This window comes from Fischerella sp. PCC 9605 (assembly GCF_000517105.1).
Lineage (GTDB): Bacteria > Cyanobacteriota > Cyanobacteriia > Cyanobacteriales > Nostocaceae > PCC9605.
Window position 1 is genome coordinate 1,090,771 of the sequence record NZ_KI912149.1, and the last position, 21,505, is coordinate 1,112,275.

Below are 21,505 nucleotides of genomic sequence, written 5' to 3' on the forward strand. Positions count from 1 at the left end.
TTACTGGTTTTAAGGCAAGATATGGAATTGCCCTTTATTGTATATAAATTAATACAACTTAACTATTATCAATTCCACCTAGTCCTGGCATGATTAAATTAATCAACTCATCAACAAATTCTTCAGTCAAAGGTGCATGTTTCAACAAAAGACGATAAAACAGGGGACTGTAAAGTGCATCAATTACCGCTTCAATATCAATATCAGAGCGTATTTCCCCGCGTTGTATACCTTTTTTAATCACCTGAGTGCAATCTTTACGACGTGGTGATAACCAATTAGCTACAAACGCTTCTATCATTTCAGGGTCTGTTTGTCCTCCACCTATCAGCGTTGCAATTACTTGTCCCCGTGGACTGTTCATAATTTTGACTAATTTTTGCATTTGCAAGCGAATATCTTCCTTTACTTCCCCTGTATTGGGAAAAGAGAGTTCTGGATTAGTTGCAGCCAAAAAAGCATCCATCACCAAACGTGCTTTACTAGACCAACGTCGGTAAATTGTTGGTTTACCCACACCTGCACGCGCCGCAACTCCTTCGATCGTCAATTCTGTAAATCCCACTTCCATCACTAATTCGTAAGCAGCTTGCAATATGCTTTGATGCGCTTCATCCGAACGCGGTCGTCCTCTACCCCGTGACTGAAGTTTTGCCGTTGTTTTTCCTACTACTTTTGGCATAATTTGTTGTCTCCCAAAATAATTAACGTAACGTTACGTTAATTATAGCATAACAGCAAGGCTCTAAAAGCTTTAACCGCTGGATGTTTTAGCGTGAGAATGACACCGAAAAATTTTTTCTCTACCCACTTGACACGCCTGATTATTTCGCCTTAGATTAATTACGTGACGTAACGTTAAATATTCAAGGTGACAACAGATGGTTAGAGGTGATGCTTCATAGTCAAAAGAGATTACGTTGGGTCAATCGCTTAATGTACATGCTTAGAAAGCGCCGTGCAGTCAAAGTACATTCATACACGCGCCTAACGCAGCAAAATAAACCACCTCGCTATAAAGTCTTTTTGCTGACTTGGTTGGCAATTTATCCTTTGATTACAGCTATCTTTTTCTTATTTGGTAAACAACTAAGTCTTTTGCCACTACCAATACGCACACTCTTACTCACAGGAATCTTGGTTTATTTAATGACTTATATTGTCATGCCTTGGTTGATGAAAGTATTTCACAATTGGCTTTATCCAAATAGTAAATAGCAATAATCGGTTAACTTTAATAGCAAAGGACAGGAAATATGGAACTTCTAGATCGAGACAAAATTGCAAGTGTAGAAAAAGAAATTCATGAATTTATTCACAGTTGGGGCGAAGGGTGGAGTCCGCGAGAAGAAGCGCCAGAATTCCAACGCGAAAGATTCACTCCGTTTTATCTCCAAACCAAAGAACTGCTTGCATTTGACTTTACAGATGCTCAATCCCGCACAGTTTTCAAAGGTTCAAAAATTCATGCTGACACCTGGGAAAAATTTGTTCGTAACTTTCGATATTGGACTTTCACACCAGTAGTGGAAAGTATTCGAGTGTATCCACATGCAGACAATGCCGCAGTGACGCTTTATGTTGATAATTACGGCAAGACAAACGATGGAAAAGAATTCAAAGCGCGTGCTCACGCAACATTACTGTTAGAAAAACACAATGGCAAGTGGGTGATTGTGCATGAAAACATTTGGGGCCCAGTAAACGAATAATATCCAATATTTGTAAGGAGATTTTTATGTCAGCACTTGATATTTCTAGCTACCATGGTTTGGTTTCAATGCGTGTAGACCATATCATGCTGAGCGTACCTAACTATGAAGAAACAATGCAATGGTATCAACAAAAGCTGGATGCAATCGTTGAGAAAGAATGGATTGTAGACCAACTACCAGATTTAAAATTAGCTTATCTCAACATTCGTGGATTCCGTATAGAAATAGTTGGTAGTAACCAGCCACGTTCTGGAATGCCTGATTCATTAACTTTTGAAGAAGCACTACGCACAACAGGAATCGGTCATTTTTGTTTTCGTGTTGATGATGTCGATGTAGCACTTGGCGAATTAAAAGAACGCGGTGTACAAACATTTGTTGAAGCCGCAGATTATCCCAATGTTGGAGTCAGAGTAGGGTTCATTAAAGACAACAACGGAAATATTATCGAGTTTTCAGGGCCGCTCAAAGAAGCTGAACAAAAAGCAACACAATGAGAAATTTTTGAAATTCAATTTCAGCACTTTTCAATGGCAATCAATTTTTACATTGAGGAGAAAAAATGAACGTGCAAAATTTCAATCAGGCTGAATACGACTTCATCGTTGTTGGTACAGGTTCCGCAGGTTCTGTGATGAGCGATCGCCTCAGCGAACAAGCAGATATCAATTGAACATTTACGATGATTTGGACAAGTTTTGAACGGAACTTTATCAAGGATGATTTATGAATACAAATGCCACACAAATATCTACTCATTTTGCCATTGGAGGCGATTTGTTAGTTCATCGTCTCGGTTACGGTGCAATGCGATTGACTGGACAACCTGGGAATTTTGGCCCTTATTCAGATTGGGAAGGTGGTCAAAAACTCCTGGGTCGTGCAGTGGAATTAGGTATTAATTTTATTGATACGGCTGAAGCCTACGGGCCTGGTTTCAATGAAGAATTAATTGCTTCTGCACTTTCCCCTTACTCAAAAGATGTAGTCATTGCGACTAAAGGCGGTATTAATAAACCTACACCGGATGATATTCGCGCTGACGGAAGCCCGAAGAATTTGCGGCGGGGTTGTGAAGCAAGCTTGCAAAGGCTGAAGGTAGAGCGCATTGATTTATACCAATTGCATCGTCCTGACCCAAAAGTACCCTTGACGGAATCAGTAGGGATGCTAGCGACTTTGAAAGAAGAAGGTAAAATTCGTCACGTGGGACTATCTAACGTCACAATTGAGCAAATTGAACAAGCGCGACAGATAGTTCCAATTGCTTCTGTGCAAAATCGCTTCAGCATTAGCGATCGCAATAATGAAGACGTGCTGGATTACTGCACCAAACACGGGATTGCATTTATCCCTTACGGTTCACTTGGCGCACATCCTCTTAAGCAAGGCGCACCACTGGCGATCGCTCAAGGCATTTTAGCAGAAATTGCTAATAGTCACGGTGTAAAACCAAATCAAATTGCTTTGGCGTGGTTGCTACACCGTGCTAACAATATCATTTTAATTCCGGGAACAACAACCATTTCCCACCTCGAAGAAAATATTGCAGCGTCTGCAATCAAGCTGACTAGAGACGAAATTGAAGCTTTAAATCAGATGCAAACAGTTTGAATTTCGTCACAGTCTATGAGGAGAGTATAAGAAAGTCGGGGTTGTAGATCTACTACTCCACCACACTAATTGTGATAGGTTTGTAGTGAGGGCTTTAGCCCTCATTTAAGCACGCTTGCTGCTTACTACAAACTTCCTTAGCCTGTCATAAGCTTTGTGGCAAACTACTACATAGTGGGTTTTGACCAAGTGTAATGTTTAAACTCTTTATCGAGTGGCGTTTGAGCAATGTGATTAGTGTAGTTGTGGATAACTTTCACAGCGATACCAAGAATCACCTCTAGAACCTGCTGTTTTGTGTAACCAGCATTCATAAATGTCTCGATTTCTTCGTCAGTTACCCAACCACGAGCTTGCACCATTCGCTGAGTAAAGTAGCGGAGTCCTGTAGCTTTGGATCTTGTAGGGGTTCACCACTTCGTAAGACATCTATATCCTCGGTTGACATGCCAACCATTTTTGCCAAGCCTGAGTGTGCTGCCATGCAGTAATCACACTCATTTTCATAATTTGCTGTCAGGTAGATTACCTGCTGTTCAACAGGGCTAAAGCTGGTTGTGCTGAAAAGATCCCACAGAGTCATACCACCCTTTAAAAGTGCAGGAGCTTCAGCGCAGATGCCCTCTAGATTGGGAATGAAACCAAATGTTTCCTTGGCATGACGCAGAGCTTTTTTTGATGCTTCAGGTGCAGTTTCTAAAGTATAAATGGTGAATTCCATTGTGCTGTATTTTTTGAAGTATCGGCATAATGCGACATTGCATGTCGAAGGTAAAAACCACTCGACAACGCTTATTACACACTTATCGCTGAGTAGACAAGTTTGTCTACTTTTAGTAGAGTATCTTAAGTAGACAAACTTGTCTACATGATGATAGACCTATGGCATCACAGACTAACCAAATCTACGATCGCATCCTGGAAACTGCCTCTGAGCTTTTCTACCAGAAGGGGATTCAGCACGTCGGAATTAACGAGGTAATAGCTGCGTCAAACGTTGCAAAACGGACGTTTTATAAGTACTTTCCCTCAAAAGACCAACTCATTTTAGAAGTGATGCGCTATCGCGAGAAGCAGTGGTTGCAGTGGTTTCAGAAAGCTGTTGAGGAGCGAGGAAAAAAAGCTAAAGAAAAGCTACTTGCTACGTTTGATGTGCTGGGCGAGTGGTATGCTCAACCAGACTTTCGGGGGTGTCCATTCATTAATGCAGTCCTGGAAATTGCCGATGCAAATCATCCAGCCCATCATGTTTCTGTCTCGTTGCGTGAGGCAATCCGCACTCACATTATGAAACTAGCACTCGAAGCGGGGATTCGTAATCCAGAGGCATTCTCTCAGCAGTACTTACTGCTAATTGGTGGTGCCAGTCTGATGGCAACAATTGAAGGAACTCCAGCAGGTGCAAAACATGCCCGTCAGGCTTTATCTATTCTCATTGATGGAAGTTAACTATTTTCTTAATATAACTTAACTTAGCACTTAACACCCATATCTTTACTGGTGCAGACAGAGTAAAAAACACACACTGTAAACATAAGCAGTTCATAAAACTTAAAACCTTCCCAAGGAGCCGAACTATTATGTTTGCAACATTCATTGTTTTAACTCGTAATTATCTCGGTCAGGCAAAATTCAATCAACTACGTGGCAAATTAATTGCATGGCACACCCAGACGATTACTAGCTTTTGTAATCACTTAGGAATTGACCGTACTACTCGTCAAAATCTCATCCGTTTGGCTCATGCCAATGGTAAGCGATTGGGTTTACTTTCTTAAGGAGAGTTGCCAAAATAACTATTTTTCTGTTGGCAGCAAAAAAGAGAATATACAGTCAAGTGGAAAATTGTGCTGTAGCATTCGCCACAGACATTCACTACAGTTAACGTAGAATTTAGCATTAATAACCTGTAACGCCTTAAAATTGCACAATTGCTCGTAAGGGTCGTCATTAGTCATTAGTCATTAGTCATTAGTCATTAGTCATTGGTCATTGGTCATTAATAACCAAGGACTAATGACATAGACGCCCTCCGGGCGGCTTCCCGTAGGGTAGGACAAATGACGGTCTTAACGAAAAAAAGTGCAATGTGTAGGCGCAACAGCTTAACCTCATGCTTAGCTACGTTTCACATCTTTGTTTATTATTTATTGCTTGTAATCATAAGCGGAGCGTAGAAGTGTTAAGCACGTCTACGCTTATGTATTATCTAACAATATTTTTTAATATCTTGAGAAATACTTAATAAATTAACATGAAACACAAAAAACTTTTGAATATCTAAAAAATATGCACACAAATAAATAAAATTCAGTCAAATCAGGGTTATATGAATAAGAGCAAAAATGGCTATTTTATTATTAATAAAGCGGCTTACAAGCAGAAAGTCAGCTTATTATGGTAGCTCAAGGATGAAAAATTGGTTCGTAAAATTAACAGCTTATATATTGTTATTTTATAACTTGTTGTTTGGCACAAACTATGCTGGAGCTAACCAAGTCGCAAATATTGATTTGCAGCAATTCAATTCATTACCAGGATCTGAACAATTAGCCAGTGCTGATTATAGTTTCAAAGACAACAAAAAGGAAGATTTTTGGCGATTTCGTGAAACAGTTAAAGGAACAGATAAATTAGATGGACTGTTCACGTTTTATCACAGTGAAGAAAACAGCAAATTTTATTTGGAAATTAAGCCGGAACAGCTAAATAAAAATTATCTATGTACAGTAACATTGGAATCTGGCATTGGAGAAAGCGGGATTTATAGTGGATTACCTCTGCAAGATTTCCTGTTCTACTTCCGGCGAGTGAATAATCATTTGCATTTTGTTGTTCGTAATGTCAAGTTCCGTACAGAAAAAGATGAACCAGAAGTGCGCTCGCTCGCTCGTTCATTTAGCGATTCAGTTCTTTATGCACTCGAAATCGTTAGTATTGACCCATACAGTAAAAATATTCTTATTGACCTAGATGATCTGCTCATGCAGGATTTTCCTGGATTAACTTCTCTATTAAAATATTATTTGCAGGCAGATTATCATCTGGAAAAAAATCGATCATATTTTGGCGATGTTAACAGCTTTCCTTTGAACGTAGAGATTGAATCTATTTACGGTTTTTCATCACCAGAAGGAACATATTTAGTAACTTTACCAGACAGCAGGGCACTCACCCTGAAAGTACACTACAGTTTTTCTCAACTGCCTGAAAACAACGGTTATATTCCCAGGCTAGCCGACGACAGAGTAGGATATTTTCTCACTGCCTTCCAGGATTTTTCTAACAATAATAGTAAAGAACCATTTGTGCGTTACATCAATCGTTGGCATCTTGAACCATCCGACAGTAGCGCACCGTTATCCCCACCTAAAAAGCCAATTATATTTTGGATTGAAAATGCTGTGCCACTGGAGTATCGCGACGCAATTCGTGAAGGCGTCTTGATGTGGAATCAAGCATTTGAAAAAGTAGGATTCCAAAATGCTATTGAAGTGCGGCAAATGCCAGATGATGCTGATTGGCACCCAGCAGATGTGCGCTACAACACGATTCGCTGGTTCAATTCTTTGGATGCAAGATTTGCTAGAGGGCCAGCCCGCGTCAATCCGTTGACTGGGGAAATCTTGGATGCAGATATCATTATTGATGCCAACATGGTGCGCTCAATTCAGCAAGAATATCGCGTCCTGACTCCGTCAGGAGTTGTAGAGACGTGCCATGGCACGTCTCTACAGAGTCAAGAGTCAAGGGTCGATAAACAAGGAGTTTGGAAGGATGATTTTATGCTTATTCCCAACCCCGAATGCATTCATGGGGACTCACCCCGGACTCTTGATACTCGACTGTGGACTTCTCAACAAAGAGATTCTGACCTCTGCTATGGTATGGAAACTTCAACTCAAGCAGCGATGGGGGCGCTGGCGTTGTCACTTTTGCAAAACGCTGCACCAAATAGTGACGAGATGAAGAAGTACGTACATCAATATTTACGTTCTCTCATCGCTCATGAAGTCGGACATACTCTTGGTTTGCGCCACAACTTTCACGGCAGCACTATGTTAGCGCCTGGGGAATTAAACAACACTGAAATCACTCACTCTAAGGGTTTGGTGGGTTCGGTGATGGACTATTTGCCCGTGAATATAGCACCCCAAGGAGTAGAACAAGGCGACTATTTTCCAACAGTTATTGGCCCCTACGACGAATGGGCAATTGCATACGGTTATAAACCTAACCCGTACTCTCCAGAAGGAGCGATCGCTCCTGAAGCTGAAAAGCCTTTTTTGGAACAGATTGCTTTGGCGTCGCCCCAACCAGAATTATCTTATGCTACTGATGAAGATATCTGGGACATCAATCCACTGGCAAATGTCTGGGACATGAGTAGCGATGTGCTGCTTTATTCCCAGTGGCAAATGGATAATGCCCGCGCGATGTGGCAGCGCCTTGACAAGCGTTACCCACTCAAAGGAGAAAGTTATAGCGACCTGCGCGTATTGTTTAATAGAATACTGAGATACTATTTTCGTAACGCCTCTTTGCTGACTCAATACATAGCTGGGCAGTCTTTTGGGCGTCATCATGCTGATGAGAATACTCGCCCTAGCTTTGTACCAGTTTCTTTAGAACAACAACGTCAGGTATTAGCGAAGTTACAAGAATATATATTTGCTGAGGATGCTTTCAGCTTCCCACCGCAATTGCTGAATCAGCTAGCACCTTCGCGCTGGCAACACTGGGGCAACTTTATACCTGTATCTCGCCTTGATTATCCAATTCACGATCGCATTCAGCATTTCCAAGGTGCGATACTGCGATCGCTCCTAAATAGCGATCGCTTAAATCGTCTGCGAGATATAGAATTCAAAACCCCGCTTGGACAAGCGCTTTCCATGCCGGAACTATTCGACACCCTGCAAAAAGACATTTGGACAGAAGTTTTAGGCACTAGGGAAGCAAAACCAATTTCTAGCATCCGCCGTTCATTGCAAAGAGAACATCTAAATATTTTGCTGGAGATGGTATTGCGTACTACTGATGATGTACCTGAAGATAGTCGTACACTAGCCTGGTATGAATTGCGCCAACTACGCAAAGCCATTGATGCCAGTCTCAAACGAAGTGAAAATCTTGATATTTACACATTAGCGCATTTGGAAGAGACGAGCGATCGCATTACCAAAGCATTAAACGCAGGATTGCTATCAAATTAAAGAGGGAACAGGGAACAGGGAACACCGTTCCCCTCTTCGATAAAGGAGCAAGGGTAAAGGAAGGAGGAATGGTTAACAAGCAACAACCAACAAACAACAAACCTTAAGTTAGCACCTTAAAACCTTTATCTTTAGTGGAATAACTCAAAGGCTTTTTAGAAACTATAGTTATCAGCGGTGTAGTTATCTATGCTTTGAAAGCTCTTGCAAGCGAAAACTGCTTTCCCAGGTAGGACTCTAATTCATACTAAGTTGCAGTCAAAGACAGTACTTCCCTCACCCCGCCTGTCGGCACCCCTCTCCCAATTTGGAACAGGGGAAGGGGAGAGGGCACGAATTGCTATTGCTATGTCTGAACGCAACTTGGTATCAACTTTAGCTTCTAAATTTCACCGCCCAAAAAGCGCAATTCTCCAAGAACTCATTCAAAATAATTGGGGGACTCAGCCAATGAGTGATACTATTGTTAATCCTATTGAGCGTCCTCAAGTGACGCAACAACTTTCTGAAAATGTCATTCTCACAACCGTAGATGACCTCTACAACTGGGTGAAAATGTCCAGTTTGTATCCACTGATGTTTGGCACAGCTTGCTGCTTTATCGAATTCAGTGGTATGCTTGGTGCCCGTTTTGATCTGGATCGATTCGGCTCTTTTCCTCGCATGACTCCCCGACAGGCAGATTTGATTATTACCGCAGGCACAATCACCATGAAGTATGCTCCTACGTTGGTGCGTCTCTATGAACAGATGCCAGAACCAAAGTACGTTATTGCGATGGGAGCTTGCACAATTACAGGAGGAATGTTCAGCGCAGATTCTCCAACCGCCGTTCGGGGTGTAGACAAGTTGATTCCTGTAGATGTCTATTTGCCGGGATGTCCACCCAGACCAGAGGCAATTATGGATGCACTTATCAAACTTCGCAAGAAAATTGCTAACGAAAGCATCCAGGAACGGCAAATTACCCAACAAACTCACCGCTATTACAGTATTTCCCACCAAATGAAGGTAGTATCTCCTGTCCACGATGGGCAATATCTGAAAAGCCCAGAAAGGCAAGCCCCATCTCCAGAACTTACTGAAGCAACAGGTTTGCCATTGCCTTTGAAACTGCCAGCAACCACAGCCAATCAAGATTAAAGTAGTTTCAACTGATGATTTGTATTACCTGATGATGTCTGATTAAGTTGATTGGTGTTTTCCTCTATAGGAGTGGATTCTAACCAATCTTCCTCATCTGCGGCTAGCAGTTGATGTGCAGCTTCTAACATTGATGCTGCGATATCTTTCAAATCTTCACGGTTGTTTAAGTATGTTTTTAGTGCTTCTATGGGGTCGATGCTGTTACTAGCGCTTAATTCAGGAACGCGAGGTCTAGCCAACTGACTCACCAATTCTGGTTGAATTGTGTAGGTATGAGCTGGAATTAATGCCTGATGCAGTGCAGCATTATCAATTAAGTCCAACTGTTCGGAACGAAGTTTATAAATTAATCTGACAACTGCATTTTCAATATTGTACTTGGCGATCGCTTTGATGATTGCCGCTTGCGGATCTTCTGCTTTCGATACATCCACCTCGATTGTGCGGAAACTCCGGGCTGGCAAAGGATAAAATTCCCACTTAGCGCAAAAGCGTTCCAACTCAACCATCACATAGCCTTTTTCTTCCTTTTCTTCACTAAAGTCCACCCGTTCAATACTCCCTGGGTACACCACCGGCGGATCGTTTGATTTATTTAAGTTCTGGTGGCGGTGGACGTGCCCTAAAGCTACATAGTCAAAACAAGATCGCGTCAGCATGGAAAGGGGGATTGTAAAGCCTTTACCTACTGCCAAAAAACGCTCAGCTCCTAAACTGGCATTATCAGCCATCAAGTGACCCAAAAGAATAGTTGGTACATTCGGATCGAGCCGGCGAATTTCTGCTTCCAAAACAACTTGCAGACGTTCAGTTAACAGTTGATGTACTTCGCTTAGAGATAAACCTTCACTTTCTTGGCGAGTCATCAACGTGGAACGAGTCAGCCAAGGTAAGGTAATGATTTGCACCAGACCATTGCGAGTTTGGATACGGTGAGTCTTTAATGTATCACCTACCACAACCCCTGGCACACCTAAAGTGCGGTAAATACATAGACTTGCTCCTCCCTGCCCTTGCGAATGTTGGTCATGATTGCCCACCAACAATACCGTAGGAATTTGAACATCCACAAGACGGCGAAACTGACTGGCAAAAGCTTCCTGAACATAAGGCGGTGGTGTAGCATCGGGAAAGGCATCACCGCCAAAGACGACAAGATCCACAGGCTCTGTCAATGCTTTGTCAATACAGCAAGACAGAGTCTTGACAAAATCCTCCAACCGTGTATTTAGTCCTGTTTCAGGGTTGATGCGTCCGTGGGAGAAACCGCTTCCCATGTGGATATCTGAAAGATGGAGGATCTTAATCATAGGAGTCAAGAGTCAAGAGTCAATGGTCAATAGTCAATGGTCAATGATCTTATAGTCAACGGTCAATTAAATTTTGACTTTGGACTCTGGACTATTGACTATTGACTCTTGACTAAATATGGATTCCACACTCAGTTTTACCACTACCCCGCCAGCGTCCAGCGCGTTCGTCTTCTCCTTCGGCTACTGGGGTAGTAATGGGTTCATCGCCAATACTGGGATAACCTTTGTCGTGGAGGGGGTTGTAAATCATCCCATTCTCAGAGACATAAGTCCAGGTCTGTTTGCGTGTCCAATTGGCTAGGGGATTGATTTTGATCCGACCGTTGCCATCAATTTCAAATATAGGCATATTCGCGCGAGTCGCGGCTTGATCGCGACGGCGTCCGGTGATCCAAGCAATGGTGTTTAGTTCCGCAAGACCCCGTTGTAAAGGTTCAATTTTAGTTATTTCATGGAATTTGGCAATATCTTTATCCCAAAGGGCTTCGCCGTATTTAGCTGCAAACGCTTCACGGGTATTTACATCGGGAGTTTTGTAAACTTTCAAATCTAGGTTGTAAATTTCTTTGGCTTTTTCTACCAATTCCAAAGTTTCGCGGAAGTGGTATAGTGTGTCGAGAAAGATCACAGGTACTGGGTGCTTAAGTTCACGGTAAAGAATATCCGTGATTAAAATGTCATCAACGTTAAAAGCACTAGTTTGCACCAATCCTGTAGGAATATTTTCTACAGACCATGCCAGTATTTCTCTTGGATGAGCATTTTCATACTTCTGATTTAGTTGCTCCAAGTCAAAATTGGCATTTTGATTTGTAGATACAGTGGAAGTGGTCATGATTATTTTCTAGTCGAACAGTTCTTTAGAATAACGTTAATTTTACACTACAAAGACACCTAATTTGGTCGGGTATTAGGTATTTGATCGGATGTTTCGGAATATTTTAAATAGTCCGCCTACGTGGGCTTGCAGCTAAATGTTAAAAAAGTTATTAAGCAAGGCTGATTCAATAAAAATTTAAACTTGAGGCAGTTAGTTGCATACTTTTGCTAAAAGTAACTTCAGTATTGACTTGCTTATAGTATAGTTAGTCTGATAATTTTGGATATACAAGTTAGCCTCAGTAGCTTGTTCTAGCTGTCGCTTTTTTTACTACCAAGGTAATACTGAGCATAGCAGAGCAAAAGCCTGAAGGAAAGGGATCGCTTTAAAGTGCGCTGTAACGTGAACCTTTGTCAAAAACCGTAAGTGGGTGTGTCTATTGATTGCTACTTTCTGGAGGGGGTTCTAGGGAATTTACTCTACATTCCACAGGTAAAAATAAGTTGATACCTATCCAATATGGAATAAAAAGCGGTATTAATTGCACTAATCGCCCTGTTATGGAAATGTGTACCTTGCTTAGGCGAAAAGCAAGATTCAAACCATCTATCCAAATTTCTAATTACTAGCATTTATTCTTATCCCTAGCAACCTACTAGAAACAAGGCTAGCAAGTAGCTGTATTTTTGCTCTCTAATAAATCCGGGTGGATCTAGCAAATCTATTAATAAAGCAAGTTCTTTTACAAAGATGGAAAAGCTTGATTTATCCTGCTTATTCTTAAATTTACAGCAGCCGCTTTTTAGACACAATGCGAATAAATATTCAGTACAACGCAGGGCAATTACGTAATATCCTACAAGATTTGCGAAGTCAGCATACCAATGGATGTGTTTATATACACGCGATTGTAGATTCTTGCCAAAAGTTAAGATCTCGTGCTGTAGTTTTGAAAAATGGCGAAATTGTTTATGGCGGCTCAAGAGTTCCAAATAATCAAGAATTTGCAAGAATGATTGGGCTGAAGATTAGCCACAGTTGGGCTGATACTGCCATTAAATATGCCATGCAAAAGTTACAAAATCAATCATCCTTTCGAGAACTTTTAGAACAAATCGTCCGGATACGAGTGTTCAAATGGGAGGAGATTGAAAGCGCTGTTCATGCTCAAGTTGTGCAAGTGTTAGAGCAAACATTGCCCTATCCTGGACGGTTAGAGTTAGACTCTGCTGTCGAGTGTGACCTGAGTTACGGGAAAGAAGGTCACGGTTTAGACTGGTATAGATTAATTCTAGACGTAGCTCATCGTCGCCAGCAATGGGCTACACTTGCTCCTGTTGTCCCCTCTATGGAGGCTGTTCCTCAACTTTCAGCAATTGGTCGGCAAGCAGTTACAAATAACAAGGTGCAGCATCTACATAAGTTGATCGATGGGGAGCGATCGCTCATTGAAATTGCCGAACAATTAGACCAAGACCCCTTGGAAGTAGCCCGTTTATATATGACATGGGTAAGACCAGGCTGGGTTACATTTGGCGAAAAAGCACCCCAACCTCAAATAACTCAAGTAATATCTGCTGTTGAAAAGCAACGTTCAATTATTCTAAGTGTTGATGACAGTCCTGTAGTGCAGATATTGATTAAGCGGGCGTTGAGCGATCGCTATCAGGTACTTTTTGCAAGTAATGCTGTAGATGCCCTCAGACTCATGAATACCAATCCCATTGCACTGCTGCTTTTAGATGTCACCATGCCAGATATTGATGGGTTAGAATTCTGCCGCACAGTACGCAGCATCCCGAAATTTAAACAGTTACCTATTATTATGGTCACGGCACGAGATAAATTCTCTGATAAACTCCGAGGTCAAATTGCTGGTTCTACTCATTATTTAACCAAACCATTTGAACCTAAACAATTACTAGAAATTGTAGATAAATATATTCACAAAGAATCCAACTCTTCGCAAGCAACCCCTCAGAATGTAGTTATTGCTGATAGGAGTTCAGAATAAAACAAGAATAAACTAAAATTTTTAGGTTTTTGCAAATACATTAATCTTATTTGTTGCTTTACCTGTATATATTTATTCAAATTTGTCAAAAACTTCAATGTAAGCTCGGTTATTGCAATTTATTAAATTACTCATCAATCTCTTCTACGCTATTGAAAAATACAGCAATGAAAAATAAAGAATACCTGACATTTCGCATACACAATTTGTTATATGGAATCGATGCAGATGTGATTCAAGAAATGTTCCCTCTTCCGGAACTAATTCCCATTACTGAAGCACCTAGCGATATTATCGGGATTCTGCTCTTGCGAGAACAAATCGTGCCGATCGTACATATAGGTGTACTTCTAGATTATCCATTAAAAGATTGCCAATTGAGTGATTACGTCATTGTTGTACTATGGAAAGGCTTGCAAATTGGCTTACTGGTTCACGAAGTCAATCAAGTGCTAGAACTTGATGCCACAGTTATTGAACAAGAAACCTTTTTTGGACTTATTAATCATGTTAACGCTGCATTTATTGCTGGTATTGCTAAGGTAAAATCAGACACAATTTTATTGCTCAACTTTGAGAAATTAATTCGTCAACCAGACGCTTTAGTCACTTTGATTTGGGATGCAGAAAGCCAATTAGATCGAATCACAGCTTTTACCAGCTTCTTCTACGATTTATATTGTCCCAATGCTACTTCAGAAGAAAGAGCTATTTTCAAACAGCGAGCCGATAATCTCCGGCAATCGGTTCAAGACTTAAAATTTACAACAAATCTGATTCCTTTAGCAGTAATCGGCTTTGGTAAAGAATACTTTGGATTTGAATTGGAACTGATACAAGAGTTCACTGATATTCGCAATTTGACACCAATTCCCTGTTGTCCAAAGCATATCATCGGCAACATGAATTTGCGCGGAGAAATTATCACTTTAGTTGATATTCGGAATATTTTAAATCTCTCTATCACCCCCGTCAAAGTTGGTTCTAAGGCTGTGGTAGTTCAGATTGATGATATTGTTGCCGGATTACCCGTAGATCAAGTGTTTGAGGTAGTCTATATAAATTCTGCCGAAATTATTCCCTTACCCACTGGCAATAAACAATATCTTCTGGGAACTGCTCCTTTTCAAGAAAAAACGCTTAGTGTTATAGACTTACGTAAAATTTTTATCAATGGAGAGTTAGAAGTGAACGAAGAAGTTTAAACCAACAAAAATAGAAGTTCACATCTTGCATGGCCTATGCAACCACACTGAAGCAGAGCCTCCAAAACCTCTTTACCAGGTTCAACCTGGCAGGTGAAAATTAAAAACCTCTGGCTCTTGTTGAGAAGGATGCAAGATGTCAAGAAGGCACAAACAAAGGCAGCTATACAGAAAGGGTAATAATTTTCTTTTCCCATTCCCATTTCCCCTTGATCGGTGAATACTAAATCATACTCAACTTACTTTGAAGGAAGAAAAATATGCTAAATAAAATTCCAGGCAAATCACCTCTAAAGGTTAATCAAATTGTACCTATAGGTTTTGGAATTGTGATTGTTTTGGCAGGAGTTGCTACAGCTTTTTCTGAATTTGCTAAGGTGAAATTGGCAGAAAATCAGCGATGGATCAATCACACATTTGAAGTACAAGCAAAACTAAAGCAGTTAGAAAAAGATTTAGTTGATGCCGAAAATGGACAACGAGGTTTTCTGGTGACAGGTAAAGAAAACTACTTGGAACCATATACTAGTGGACGCAAAAATTTTCAAGAGCACAGCCAAGATTTGAAGCAGTTAGTCAGCGATAATCAAACTCAGCTTGATCGAACTCAAAAAATAGTAGAAATAGCTCAGCAAAAATTCGCGGAATTGGAACAAACTATTGCGATTAAAAAAGCTGGTAAATATCAAGAAGTGGTTAACTTGATACTTTCCAATAAAGGCAAGCAGATTATGGATGAAATTAGAAATCAGCTTGCCCAAATGAGTACGGAACAGCAGAAACTGCTAGATCAAAGAAAACAAGCATCAGATCAACTTCAGCAATTGTCATCTGTGATTGCTTGGAGTGGATGGCTTGTTTGCTTAGGAGTCGGAATTTACATCTCCTATTATGTTGCTGCTTATATTCTTAACTTCATTGTGCAGCCTATTACTAATGCAGCCCAAGCAGTTGCTTCTTCTTCTGCAAATATTACTGAAACAGTTTCTGAGCAAGAACGCATCATCTTGCAGCAGTCTGCCTCAGTAAATGAAACTACCACGACTATCGAAGAACTGGGGGTTTCTGCACTTCAATCTGCTGGACAAGCCGAAACCTCCGCCGGCGAAGCAAAGCAAGCCTTAGTTCTCGCTGAGGGAGGAACTAAGACAGTGGGTCTGACAATTGAAGGTATCTCGGATCTGAAAGAGCAAGTGACAGCGATCGCCAACCAGATTGTCCGCCTCAGCGAACAGACCGCCCAAATTTCCATAGTTTCTGACTTGGTAGCAGATTTGGCAAACCAAACAAACATGCTAGCCCTGAATGCAGGCGTAGAAGCAGCGCGGGCGGGAGAACAGGGTAAAGGCTTTGCCGTGGTAGCTAGTGAAATTCGCAAACTCGCCGATCAAAGTCGGAAGTCTGCTGACCGGATTAACAGCTTGGTTAACGAAGTGCAAACTGCGATTAACTCTACCGTGATGGTAACTGATGAAGGTACAAAAAAAGCTACGCAGGGAATCAGGCTAGTTTCAGAAACTGGTGATGTGTTTACAAGCATTGCTGGTGCCCTCAACAGTGTATTCCTCAACAGCCAACAAATTGCCCAGAGTGCCAAACACCAAGCTGTTGCCGTCCAGCAAGTCGTCTCAGCCATGAATGCCATCAATCTAGGGGCAAAAGAAACAGCAGCTAGTATCATCCAGGTTAGAGAAGTTACCTACGAACTCAACAAAGCCGCTCAAAATCTTCAAGCTGTAGCCGAGTAAAGCAAAATACCCATTTGTCTTTGCCAATTGTTAACAACAGTCTCAAAGCCATGATTATAGAAGATGAAGAACTGCGATCGCTTTACAAAGCAGCTAGTGCAGAACACATTCAAAAAATAGAAGCTGGGTTGCTTCATCTCGAAAAGTATCCTCACGACTTTGCCAAACTTGAGGCATTACTACGAGAAACCCATTCTCTTAAAGGAGATTCCCGGATGTTGGGAGTAAAAGATGTAGAAACTCTCACTCATCAAATGGAAGAAATTCTCGCCAGCGTGAAGCGGAATGAGCGAATTTTCACCCCCGAACTGTTTGACAGCCTCTATCAGGCACTGGATGCTGTTCGTAAAATTGCCCAAGAAGCCGTCACCGGACAACCAGCAGGAGTTAGCGTCTTTCATGTGTTAGCTCAACTAATGATGGTTAGCTCAACTGATGATACATGGTCAGAAATTCTGGAAACTGCTGCTGAATCCGAAGTTTCTGTTTTTTCCCAACCGATTGTGGAGCAATCCTTAGTCTTTAACGATACAGTCCACCTTAACGGTTCCCATGAGCCAGCAGACGCTGTGACTGAGATCGATGACTACCAAATTGACACCATCCGTGTTGAATCGCAAAGGCTTGATAAGCTATTCACTCAAGTGGGTGAATTGGTGGCTAGTAAAGGTCAGATTGCCAATCAAAAGGATGAAATCGACCAAATTATTGCCCTGTGGGAAGAGTGGAACCGGGAAGTCTCTGCTAGCCGTCAGATATTTACAAACCTAGAGCGACACTGGTCAGCCAATGAAATCCAACCTCTGAAAAATTTCTATCGCCAAGTTGAAAACCGCCTTAAAGATCTGGGAGTGCACCTGAATCAACTCCGGAATAAAACCAATGAGTGCACTACTAGACTTGAAATTGTAGCTAATGAACTCGAATCAGGAGTTACCTCCCTGCGATTGCTACCATTGTCTACAATTTTCAATCTCTTTCCCCGCACGGTGCGCGATTTAGCCAAGCAGCAAGGCAAAGAAGTAAATTTGCAAATCGAAGGTGGAGAGACTAGCGTAGACAAGCGGATTTTAGAAGAGATGAAAGATCCGCTGATGCACATCCTCAGCAATGCCATAGATCACGGCGTGGAAACACCCGAGGAACGTCAACAACTTGGTAAGTCTCCGACGGCGACGATTAGCTTGCGGGGTTATCAAACTGGCAACACAATTACTATCGAAGTTTCAGACGATGGTCGCGGTTTAGATATCGAAGCGATTAAACGATCGGCACTGCGTCGTGGTATTCGCTCGCAAGCAGAACTGTTACGAATGTCCACAGCGGAAATTCAAACATTGATATTTGCGCCTGGCTTCTCCACTCGTAAAGCAGTCACTGAGATTTCTGGTAGAGGAGTTGGTCTGGATGTTGTACGTGCCAATGTCGAGCGCTTGAAGGGAACTATCCAAGTGGAATTTACACCTGGCCAGGGGTGTTTGTTTCGCATTACAGTAAATAACATTCTGGCAACCACCCAAGTCTTGATTGTCCAAGTCAACGAACATCCCTATGCTATTCCTATAGGTTTTGTGGAAACAATGCTTTTAGTATCCCCGCAGGAAATTTTTACGGATGAAGGCAGTCAAACGTTTTCATTTCAAGGACAGTCTGTCTCGGTTGTGTGGTTGGCAGATTTATTAGGCTTACCTGTGAAAGTACCTACATCAACCCAAGCTTTAAATACTGCGGCGAAAACTATTCCCTGCATGATTTTACAGATTGGCTCTGAGCGTTTGGGACTGCTGGTAAACACTGTATTAGAGCAACAAGACATTGTTGTGAAGCCGCAGAGTAAGTTACTCAAACGAATTCGCAATGTATCGGGTGCTACTATCCTCGGCACTGGAAAAGTTTGCACGGTGCTCAATCCACCAGATTTGTTTAAATCGGCCAAGAAAACAGTTGTATCGATTACGGTTCGGGAATTAACAGAAAAAGCACAACTCAAACAGAAGATTCTTCTGATCGAAGATTCCATTCCCATTCGTACCCAAATGCGGCGGATTCTGGAGAGTGCTGGTTACGAAGTCACAGCAGCTGTAGACGGTCAAGACGGTTTGGACAAGCTGAAGGCAGATAAATTCGATGCGATTGTCTCGGATATACAAATGCCAAATCTGGATGGACTAAAATTTACTGCCAAAATCCGCCAGATACCAGAATACAGAAAATTACCTGTCATTTTGGTGACAACTCTGGCTTCAGAAGAAGATAAACGCCTGGGTGCAGAAGCCGGTGCAGACGCTTACATTACCAAGAGTGATTTTGAACAGGGAGTTTTATTAGATACATTGAGGAGATTAATGTAAATGCAGTTCTCCAAAAAGAAAGTGGTTTTAATTGAGGATTCTCCTGTTGCTTTGGAAATTTTACAAAGATTATTAAATTCTTCACCAGACGTTGATGTGGTCGGTACGGCACGTGATGGCGTAGAAGGTCTAGAGGTGATTTCTCAGACCAATCCGGATGTGATTTGTACAGACTTACTTATGGATAATATGGATGGTCTGGAGTTGACCAAACGCATCATGGCTGAAGACCCCCGACCAATTTTGGTGATCAGTAATTTTGTCCAAAAAACAGATATAGACAATGTCTTTCGGCTCCTGCAAGCTGGAGCAGCAGATGTTTTCCCCAAACCATCCACCGATTCACCCACCGACTACGAAAAACTCAAGGCTGCCCTCATTGCCAAGATCAAAGTCCTTTCTAGTATGAAAGTCGCTCTCAGACGGCAACAACAGTTAATGACCGCTCCTGTAGAACTGTCAACTTCTGGATCTATCCTCAGAAGCGAATCATTAATTACCAATGTTGGCTCTCGCATCAAGATCATCTGTATAGGAGCTTCCACAGGAGGTCTGCAAACTATCCAGAAGATTCTCAGTCAATTGCCTAGTAATTTTCCCTTGCCTGTGATCTGTACGCTGCATCTGAGTGAAGGTATTTTATCAGGGCTGGTAAACTGGCTGTCTTCTGAGTGTCAGTTGCGGGTCAAAATTGCCCAAGTAGGAGAGTATCCTTTACCAGGAACAATTTATTTTGCTCCAGAAAAGCATCATTTGGAATTAGACTTTCTGGGCAAGTTCGCTTACGTAAAGGCTTTACCGGGAGAGAAGCATTGTCCCTCTATTACAATCACCTTTAAATCTATCGCCAACTTCTACAGCAGGGCAACTGTAGGAGTTTTATTAAGCGGACTTGGTAGTGACGGTGCAGAAGGCTTACAGATGATTTCTCAAGTCGGAGGTATGACGATCGCTCAAAATGAGAAAAGTGGTGCAATATTTGGCATGGTTAAAGAAGCGATCGCCCTAGGTGCGGCTCAAAATTTACTTGAGGTTGAAGAAATCGCCCCCTTCTTGCTAAAGACCATATCCGGTCAGTAGTGTAACTTGATTGGCTTTGTACCTCACGACACAAATAATCAAATCATCTGAGTAATACCATTTCACGAAAGTCCTAATATGATTATTTCCTCTTCCCTTGTCTCCCTTGTCTGACTGCTTGACCTAATGTATCAAAAAGAAAGAATGCAACACGTAGGTATAACCCCTCCCTACCCCAGTCAAGGCGTGAGTCTGAGAAATGAATTTTTCTTGGTGTCTTAGTGTCTTGGTGTTTCAATCATTCTTTTTTCACCACCAAGACACTAAGACACAAAGAGGAAAATAGTCTTCTCTACTAAGATAATGGTTCGTTAAGTAATTACCATTGCCTTTATGAAGATAAGTAACGCTATTTTAAGTTTTACCAGCTTTTTATTGATAAAAATATTGGTTTTGATATTGTAAATAGAATCCTTAAAAATTATAGGGATTCTAAAAAATGAACGATTCAAAAAATCTTAACCAACTGAATCAATCTCTTGTCATGGGTGCGCTGGTAATGCTAACTAGTGCTAGCATCATCACGATAATGAGTTTATTCTAAGGCTACGATTAAAACTTTAGTAAAAAAACTTTACAAAACCCCGCTTTCAAATTAGTGGGGTTTTGACATTTTTTATTAACGACCTAACAAAGTCTTAATGTAATCAAGAAGACTGGAACCACCCCAAATTAATCCAATTAGTATTGAAGTAGTCAGAATACCTCCCATCAGACAAAGAACTAATCCCCCCAGACTAATTGCACCATCATCTTCTAGCAAACCAAAGCCAGTGACAAAAATTCCCATTGCTGGTAGGGTGTTAGTTCCCGGAATGGGAATCATCATCGAAATTCCCATCAGAGCGATCGTACAGCCGATCGTGACTCTACCGGCTAAAGTAGTGCAGATATGAATCAGACGAGGACGAGCGATCGCTTCAATTCTTTGCAACCAAGGAATACCTGCCTTCAAAAACCCTTGGACTGTTTCCAGTTTGATCGAATGATTTACCATCCGTTGCGGTAACCAGGGGGTTTTGGAACCCACAATTAGTTGTATCGCAAGTAAAAAAATCAGAATACCAAAAGGAGTGGAGTAACCAGGTGCTGGTACTGGTAAAGCTGAAGGTAAAGACAGAACCACGAACAAAAACCCAAAAATTCGCTCTTTTGCTAGTAGGAGAATATCTGCCAACCTCACCTGAGATGGTTGTTCTACCTCAAAAAAAAAGCGTTGTAATTCACTGGAAAGTCTAGCCATACGATCTCAAGGATTTTTATAACTCACTCAAAGACACCAC

General features: G+C 41.5%; 20 protein-coding genes. 13 read left to right on the forward strand and 7 right to left on the reverse strand.

Annotation, left to right across the window (positions count from 1 at the left end; all coding sequences use genetic code 11):
• Positions 1–58: 58 nt before the first annotated feature.
• Positions 59–682: a TetR/AcrR family transcriptional regulator gene (locus FIS9605_RS37525; RefSeq protein ID WP_051470073.1), complete on the reverse strand. Its 624-nt coding sequence runs from the start codon at positions 680–682 to the stop codon at positions 59–61.
• A gap of 260 nt (positions 683–942) precedes the next feature.
• Here FIS9605_RS37525 and FIS9605_RS37530 point away from each other — a divergent pair, with 260 nt between their 5' ends.
• The 4 genes from FIS9605_RS37530 to FIS9605_RS0119655 all read left to right on the forward strand — a co-directional run bounded on the left by FIS9605_RS37530 (position 943) and on the right by FIS9605_RS0119655 (position 3,329).
• Positions 943–1,218, forward strand: coding sequence for a hypothetical protein (locus FIS9605_RS37530; protein WP_026734122.1), 276 nt, complete (start codon positions 943–945; stop codon positions 1,216–1,218).
• Positions 1,219–1,256: 38 nt separating this feature from the next.
• On the forward strand, positions 1,257–1,712 hold the full coding sequence (locus FIS9605_RS0119640; RefSeq protein WP_026734123.1) for a nuclear transport factor 2 family protein: 456 nt from the start codon (positions 1,257–1,259) through the stop codon (positions 1,710–1,712).
• Positions 1,713–1,738: 26 nt separating this feature from the next.
• Positions 1,739–2,212 (forward strand): VOC family protein, encoded by a 474-nt coding sequence (locus FIS9605_RS0119645; protein ID WP_035139960.1) that lies wholly within the window; start codon positions 1,739–1,741, stop codon positions 2,210–2,212.
• Between the two features lie 229 nt (positions 2,213–2,441).
• Positions 2,442–3,329 (forward strand): aldo/keto reductase, encoded by an 888-nt coding sequence (locus FIS9605_RS0119655; RefSeq protein ID WP_026734125.1) that lies wholly within the window; start codon positions 2,442–2,444, stop codon positions 3,327–3,329.
• A gap of 167 nt (positions 3,330–3,496) precedes the next feature.
• On the opposite strand, the gene FIS9605_RS45345 is transcribed toward FIS9605_RS0119655, so the two are convergent.
• A complete protein-coding gene (locus FIS9605_RS45345; RefSeq protein WP_231510398.1) occupies positions 3,497–3,691 on the reverse strand; it encodes a carboxymuconolactone decarboxylase family protein in 195 nt (64 codons plus the stop codon).
• Positions 3,667–4,050 carry a carboxymuconolactone decarboxylase family protein gene (locus FIS9605_RS37535; protein WP_231510399.1) on the reverse strand — a complete coding sequence of 128 codons (384 nt, stop codon included), beginning with the start codon at positions 4,048–4,050 and terminating at the stop codon, positions 3,667–3,669. Before FIS9605_RS37535 ends, FIS9605_RS45345 begins: the two co-directional genes overlap by 25 nt.
• A gap of 161 nt (positions 4,051–4,211) precedes the next feature.
• Between FIS9605_RS37535 and FIS9605_RS0119665 the strand changes: the two genes are divergently transcribed.
• Both FIS9605_RS0119665 and pgr5 read left to right on the forward strand, forming a co-directional pair.
• Positions 4,212–4,778: a TetR/AcrR family transcriptional regulator gene (locus FIS9605_RS0119665; protein ID WP_026734126.1), complete on the forward strand. Its 567-nt coding sequence runs from the start codon at positions 4,212–4,214 to the stop codon at positions 4,776–4,778.
• Between the two features lie 131 nt (positions 4,779–4,909).
• Entirely contained in the window at positions 4,910–5,107 is a 198-nt protein-coding gene (gene pgr5, locus FIS9605_RS0119670) for a cyclic electron transport protein PGR5 (RefSeq protein WP_026734127.1), read from the forward strand.
• 18 nt (positions 5,108–5,125) lie between these two features.
• On the opposite strand, the gene FIS9605_RS44165 is transcribed toward pgr5, so the two are convergent.
• On the reverse strand, positions 5,126–5,287 hold the full coding sequence (locus FIS9605_RS44165) for a hypothetical protein (RefSeq protein WP_197036084.1): 162 nt from the start codon (positions 5,285–5,287) through the stop codon (positions 5,126–5,128).
• A 453-nt stretch (positions 5,288–5,740) separates the two neighbouring features.
• Here FIS9605_RS44165 and FIS9605_RS0119675 point away from each other — a divergent pair, with 453 nt between their 5' ends.
• Both FIS9605_RS0119675 and nuoB read left to right on the forward strand, forming a co-directional pair.
• Positions 5,741–8,545, forward strand: coding sequence for a zinc-dependent metalloprotease (locus FIS9605_RS0119675; protein ID WP_026734128.1), 2,805 nt, complete (start codon positions 5,741–5,743; stop codon positions 8,543–8,545).
• A gap of 450 nt (positions 8,546–8,995) precedes the next feature.
• Positions 8,996–9,688 (forward strand): NADH-quinone oxidoreductase subunit NuoB, encoded by a 693-nt coding sequence (gene nuoB, locus FIS9605_RS0119680; protein ID WP_026734129.1) that lies wholly within the window; start codon positions 8,996–8,998, stop codon positions 9,686–9,688.
• Here the strand turns inward: nuoB and sbcD are convergent.
• Positions 9,685–11,001, reverse strand: a complete 1,317-nt coding sequence (gene sbcD / locus FIS9605_RS0119685) for an exonuclease subunit SbcD (protein ID WP_072032406.1) — start codon at positions 10,999–11,001, stop codon at positions 9,685–9,687. The genes nuoB and sbcD overlap by 4 nt on opposite strands.
• Before the next feature lie 112 nt (positions 11,002–11,113).
• Entirely contained in the window at positions 11,114–11,839 is a 726-nt protein-coding gene (gene cysH / locus FIS9605_RS0119690; RefSeq protein WP_026734131.1) for a phosphoadenosine phosphosulfate reductase, read from the reverse strand.
• Between the two features lie 796 nt (positions 11,840–12,635).
• Here cysH and FIS9605_RS37540 point away from each other — a divergent pair.
• The 5 genes from FIS9605_RS37540 to FIS9605_RS0119715 all read left to right on the forward strand — a co-directional run bounded on the left by FIS9605_RS37540 (position 12,636) and on the right by FIS9605_RS0119715 (position 20,222).
• Positions 12,636–13,838 (forward strand): response regulator, encoded by a 1,203-nt coding sequence (locus FIS9605_RS37540; RefSeq protein ID WP_051470074.1) that lies wholly within the window; start codon positions 12,636–12,638, stop codon positions 13,836–13,838.
• 167 nt (positions 13,839–14,005) lie between these two features.
• Complete coding sequence (locus FIS9605_RS0119700; RefSeq protein ID WP_026734132.1) at positions 14,006–15,043, forward strand: chemotaxis protein CheW; 1,038 nt, start codon at positions 14,006–14,008, stop codon at positions 15,041–15,043.
• A gap of 260 nt (positions 15,044–15,303) precedes the next feature.
• A complete protein-coding gene (locus tag FIS9605_RS0119705; protein ID WP_026734133.1) occupies positions 15,304–16,791 on the forward strand; it encodes a CHASE3 domain-containing protein in 1,488 nt (495 codons plus the stop codon).
• A gap of 50 nt (positions 16,792–16,841) precedes the next feature.
• Positions 16,842–19,142, forward strand: coding sequence for a hybrid sensor histidine kinase/response regulator (locus FIS9605_RS0119710; RefSeq protein WP_026734134.1), 2,301 nt, complete (start codon positions 16,842–16,844; stop codon positions 19,140–19,142).
• The gene (locus FIS9605_RS0119715; protein ID WP_026734135.1) at positions 19,143–20,222 is read left to right on the forward strand and encodes a chemotaxis protein CheB; all 1,080 of its coding nucleotides are present in this window, start codon (positions 19,143–19,145) and stop codon (positions 20,220–20,222) included.
• A gap of 619 nt (positions 20,223–20,841) precedes the next feature.
• On the opposite strand, the gene FIS9605_RS0119720 is transcribed toward FIS9605_RS0119715, so the two are convergent.
• Positions 20,842–21,465, reverse strand: coding sequence for an exopolysaccharide biosynthesis protein (locus FIS9605_RS0119720; protein ID WP_026734136.1), 624 nt, complete (start codon positions 21,463–21,465; stop codon positions 20,842–20,844).
• Between the last annotated feature and the right edge of the window lie 40 nt (positions 21,466–21,505).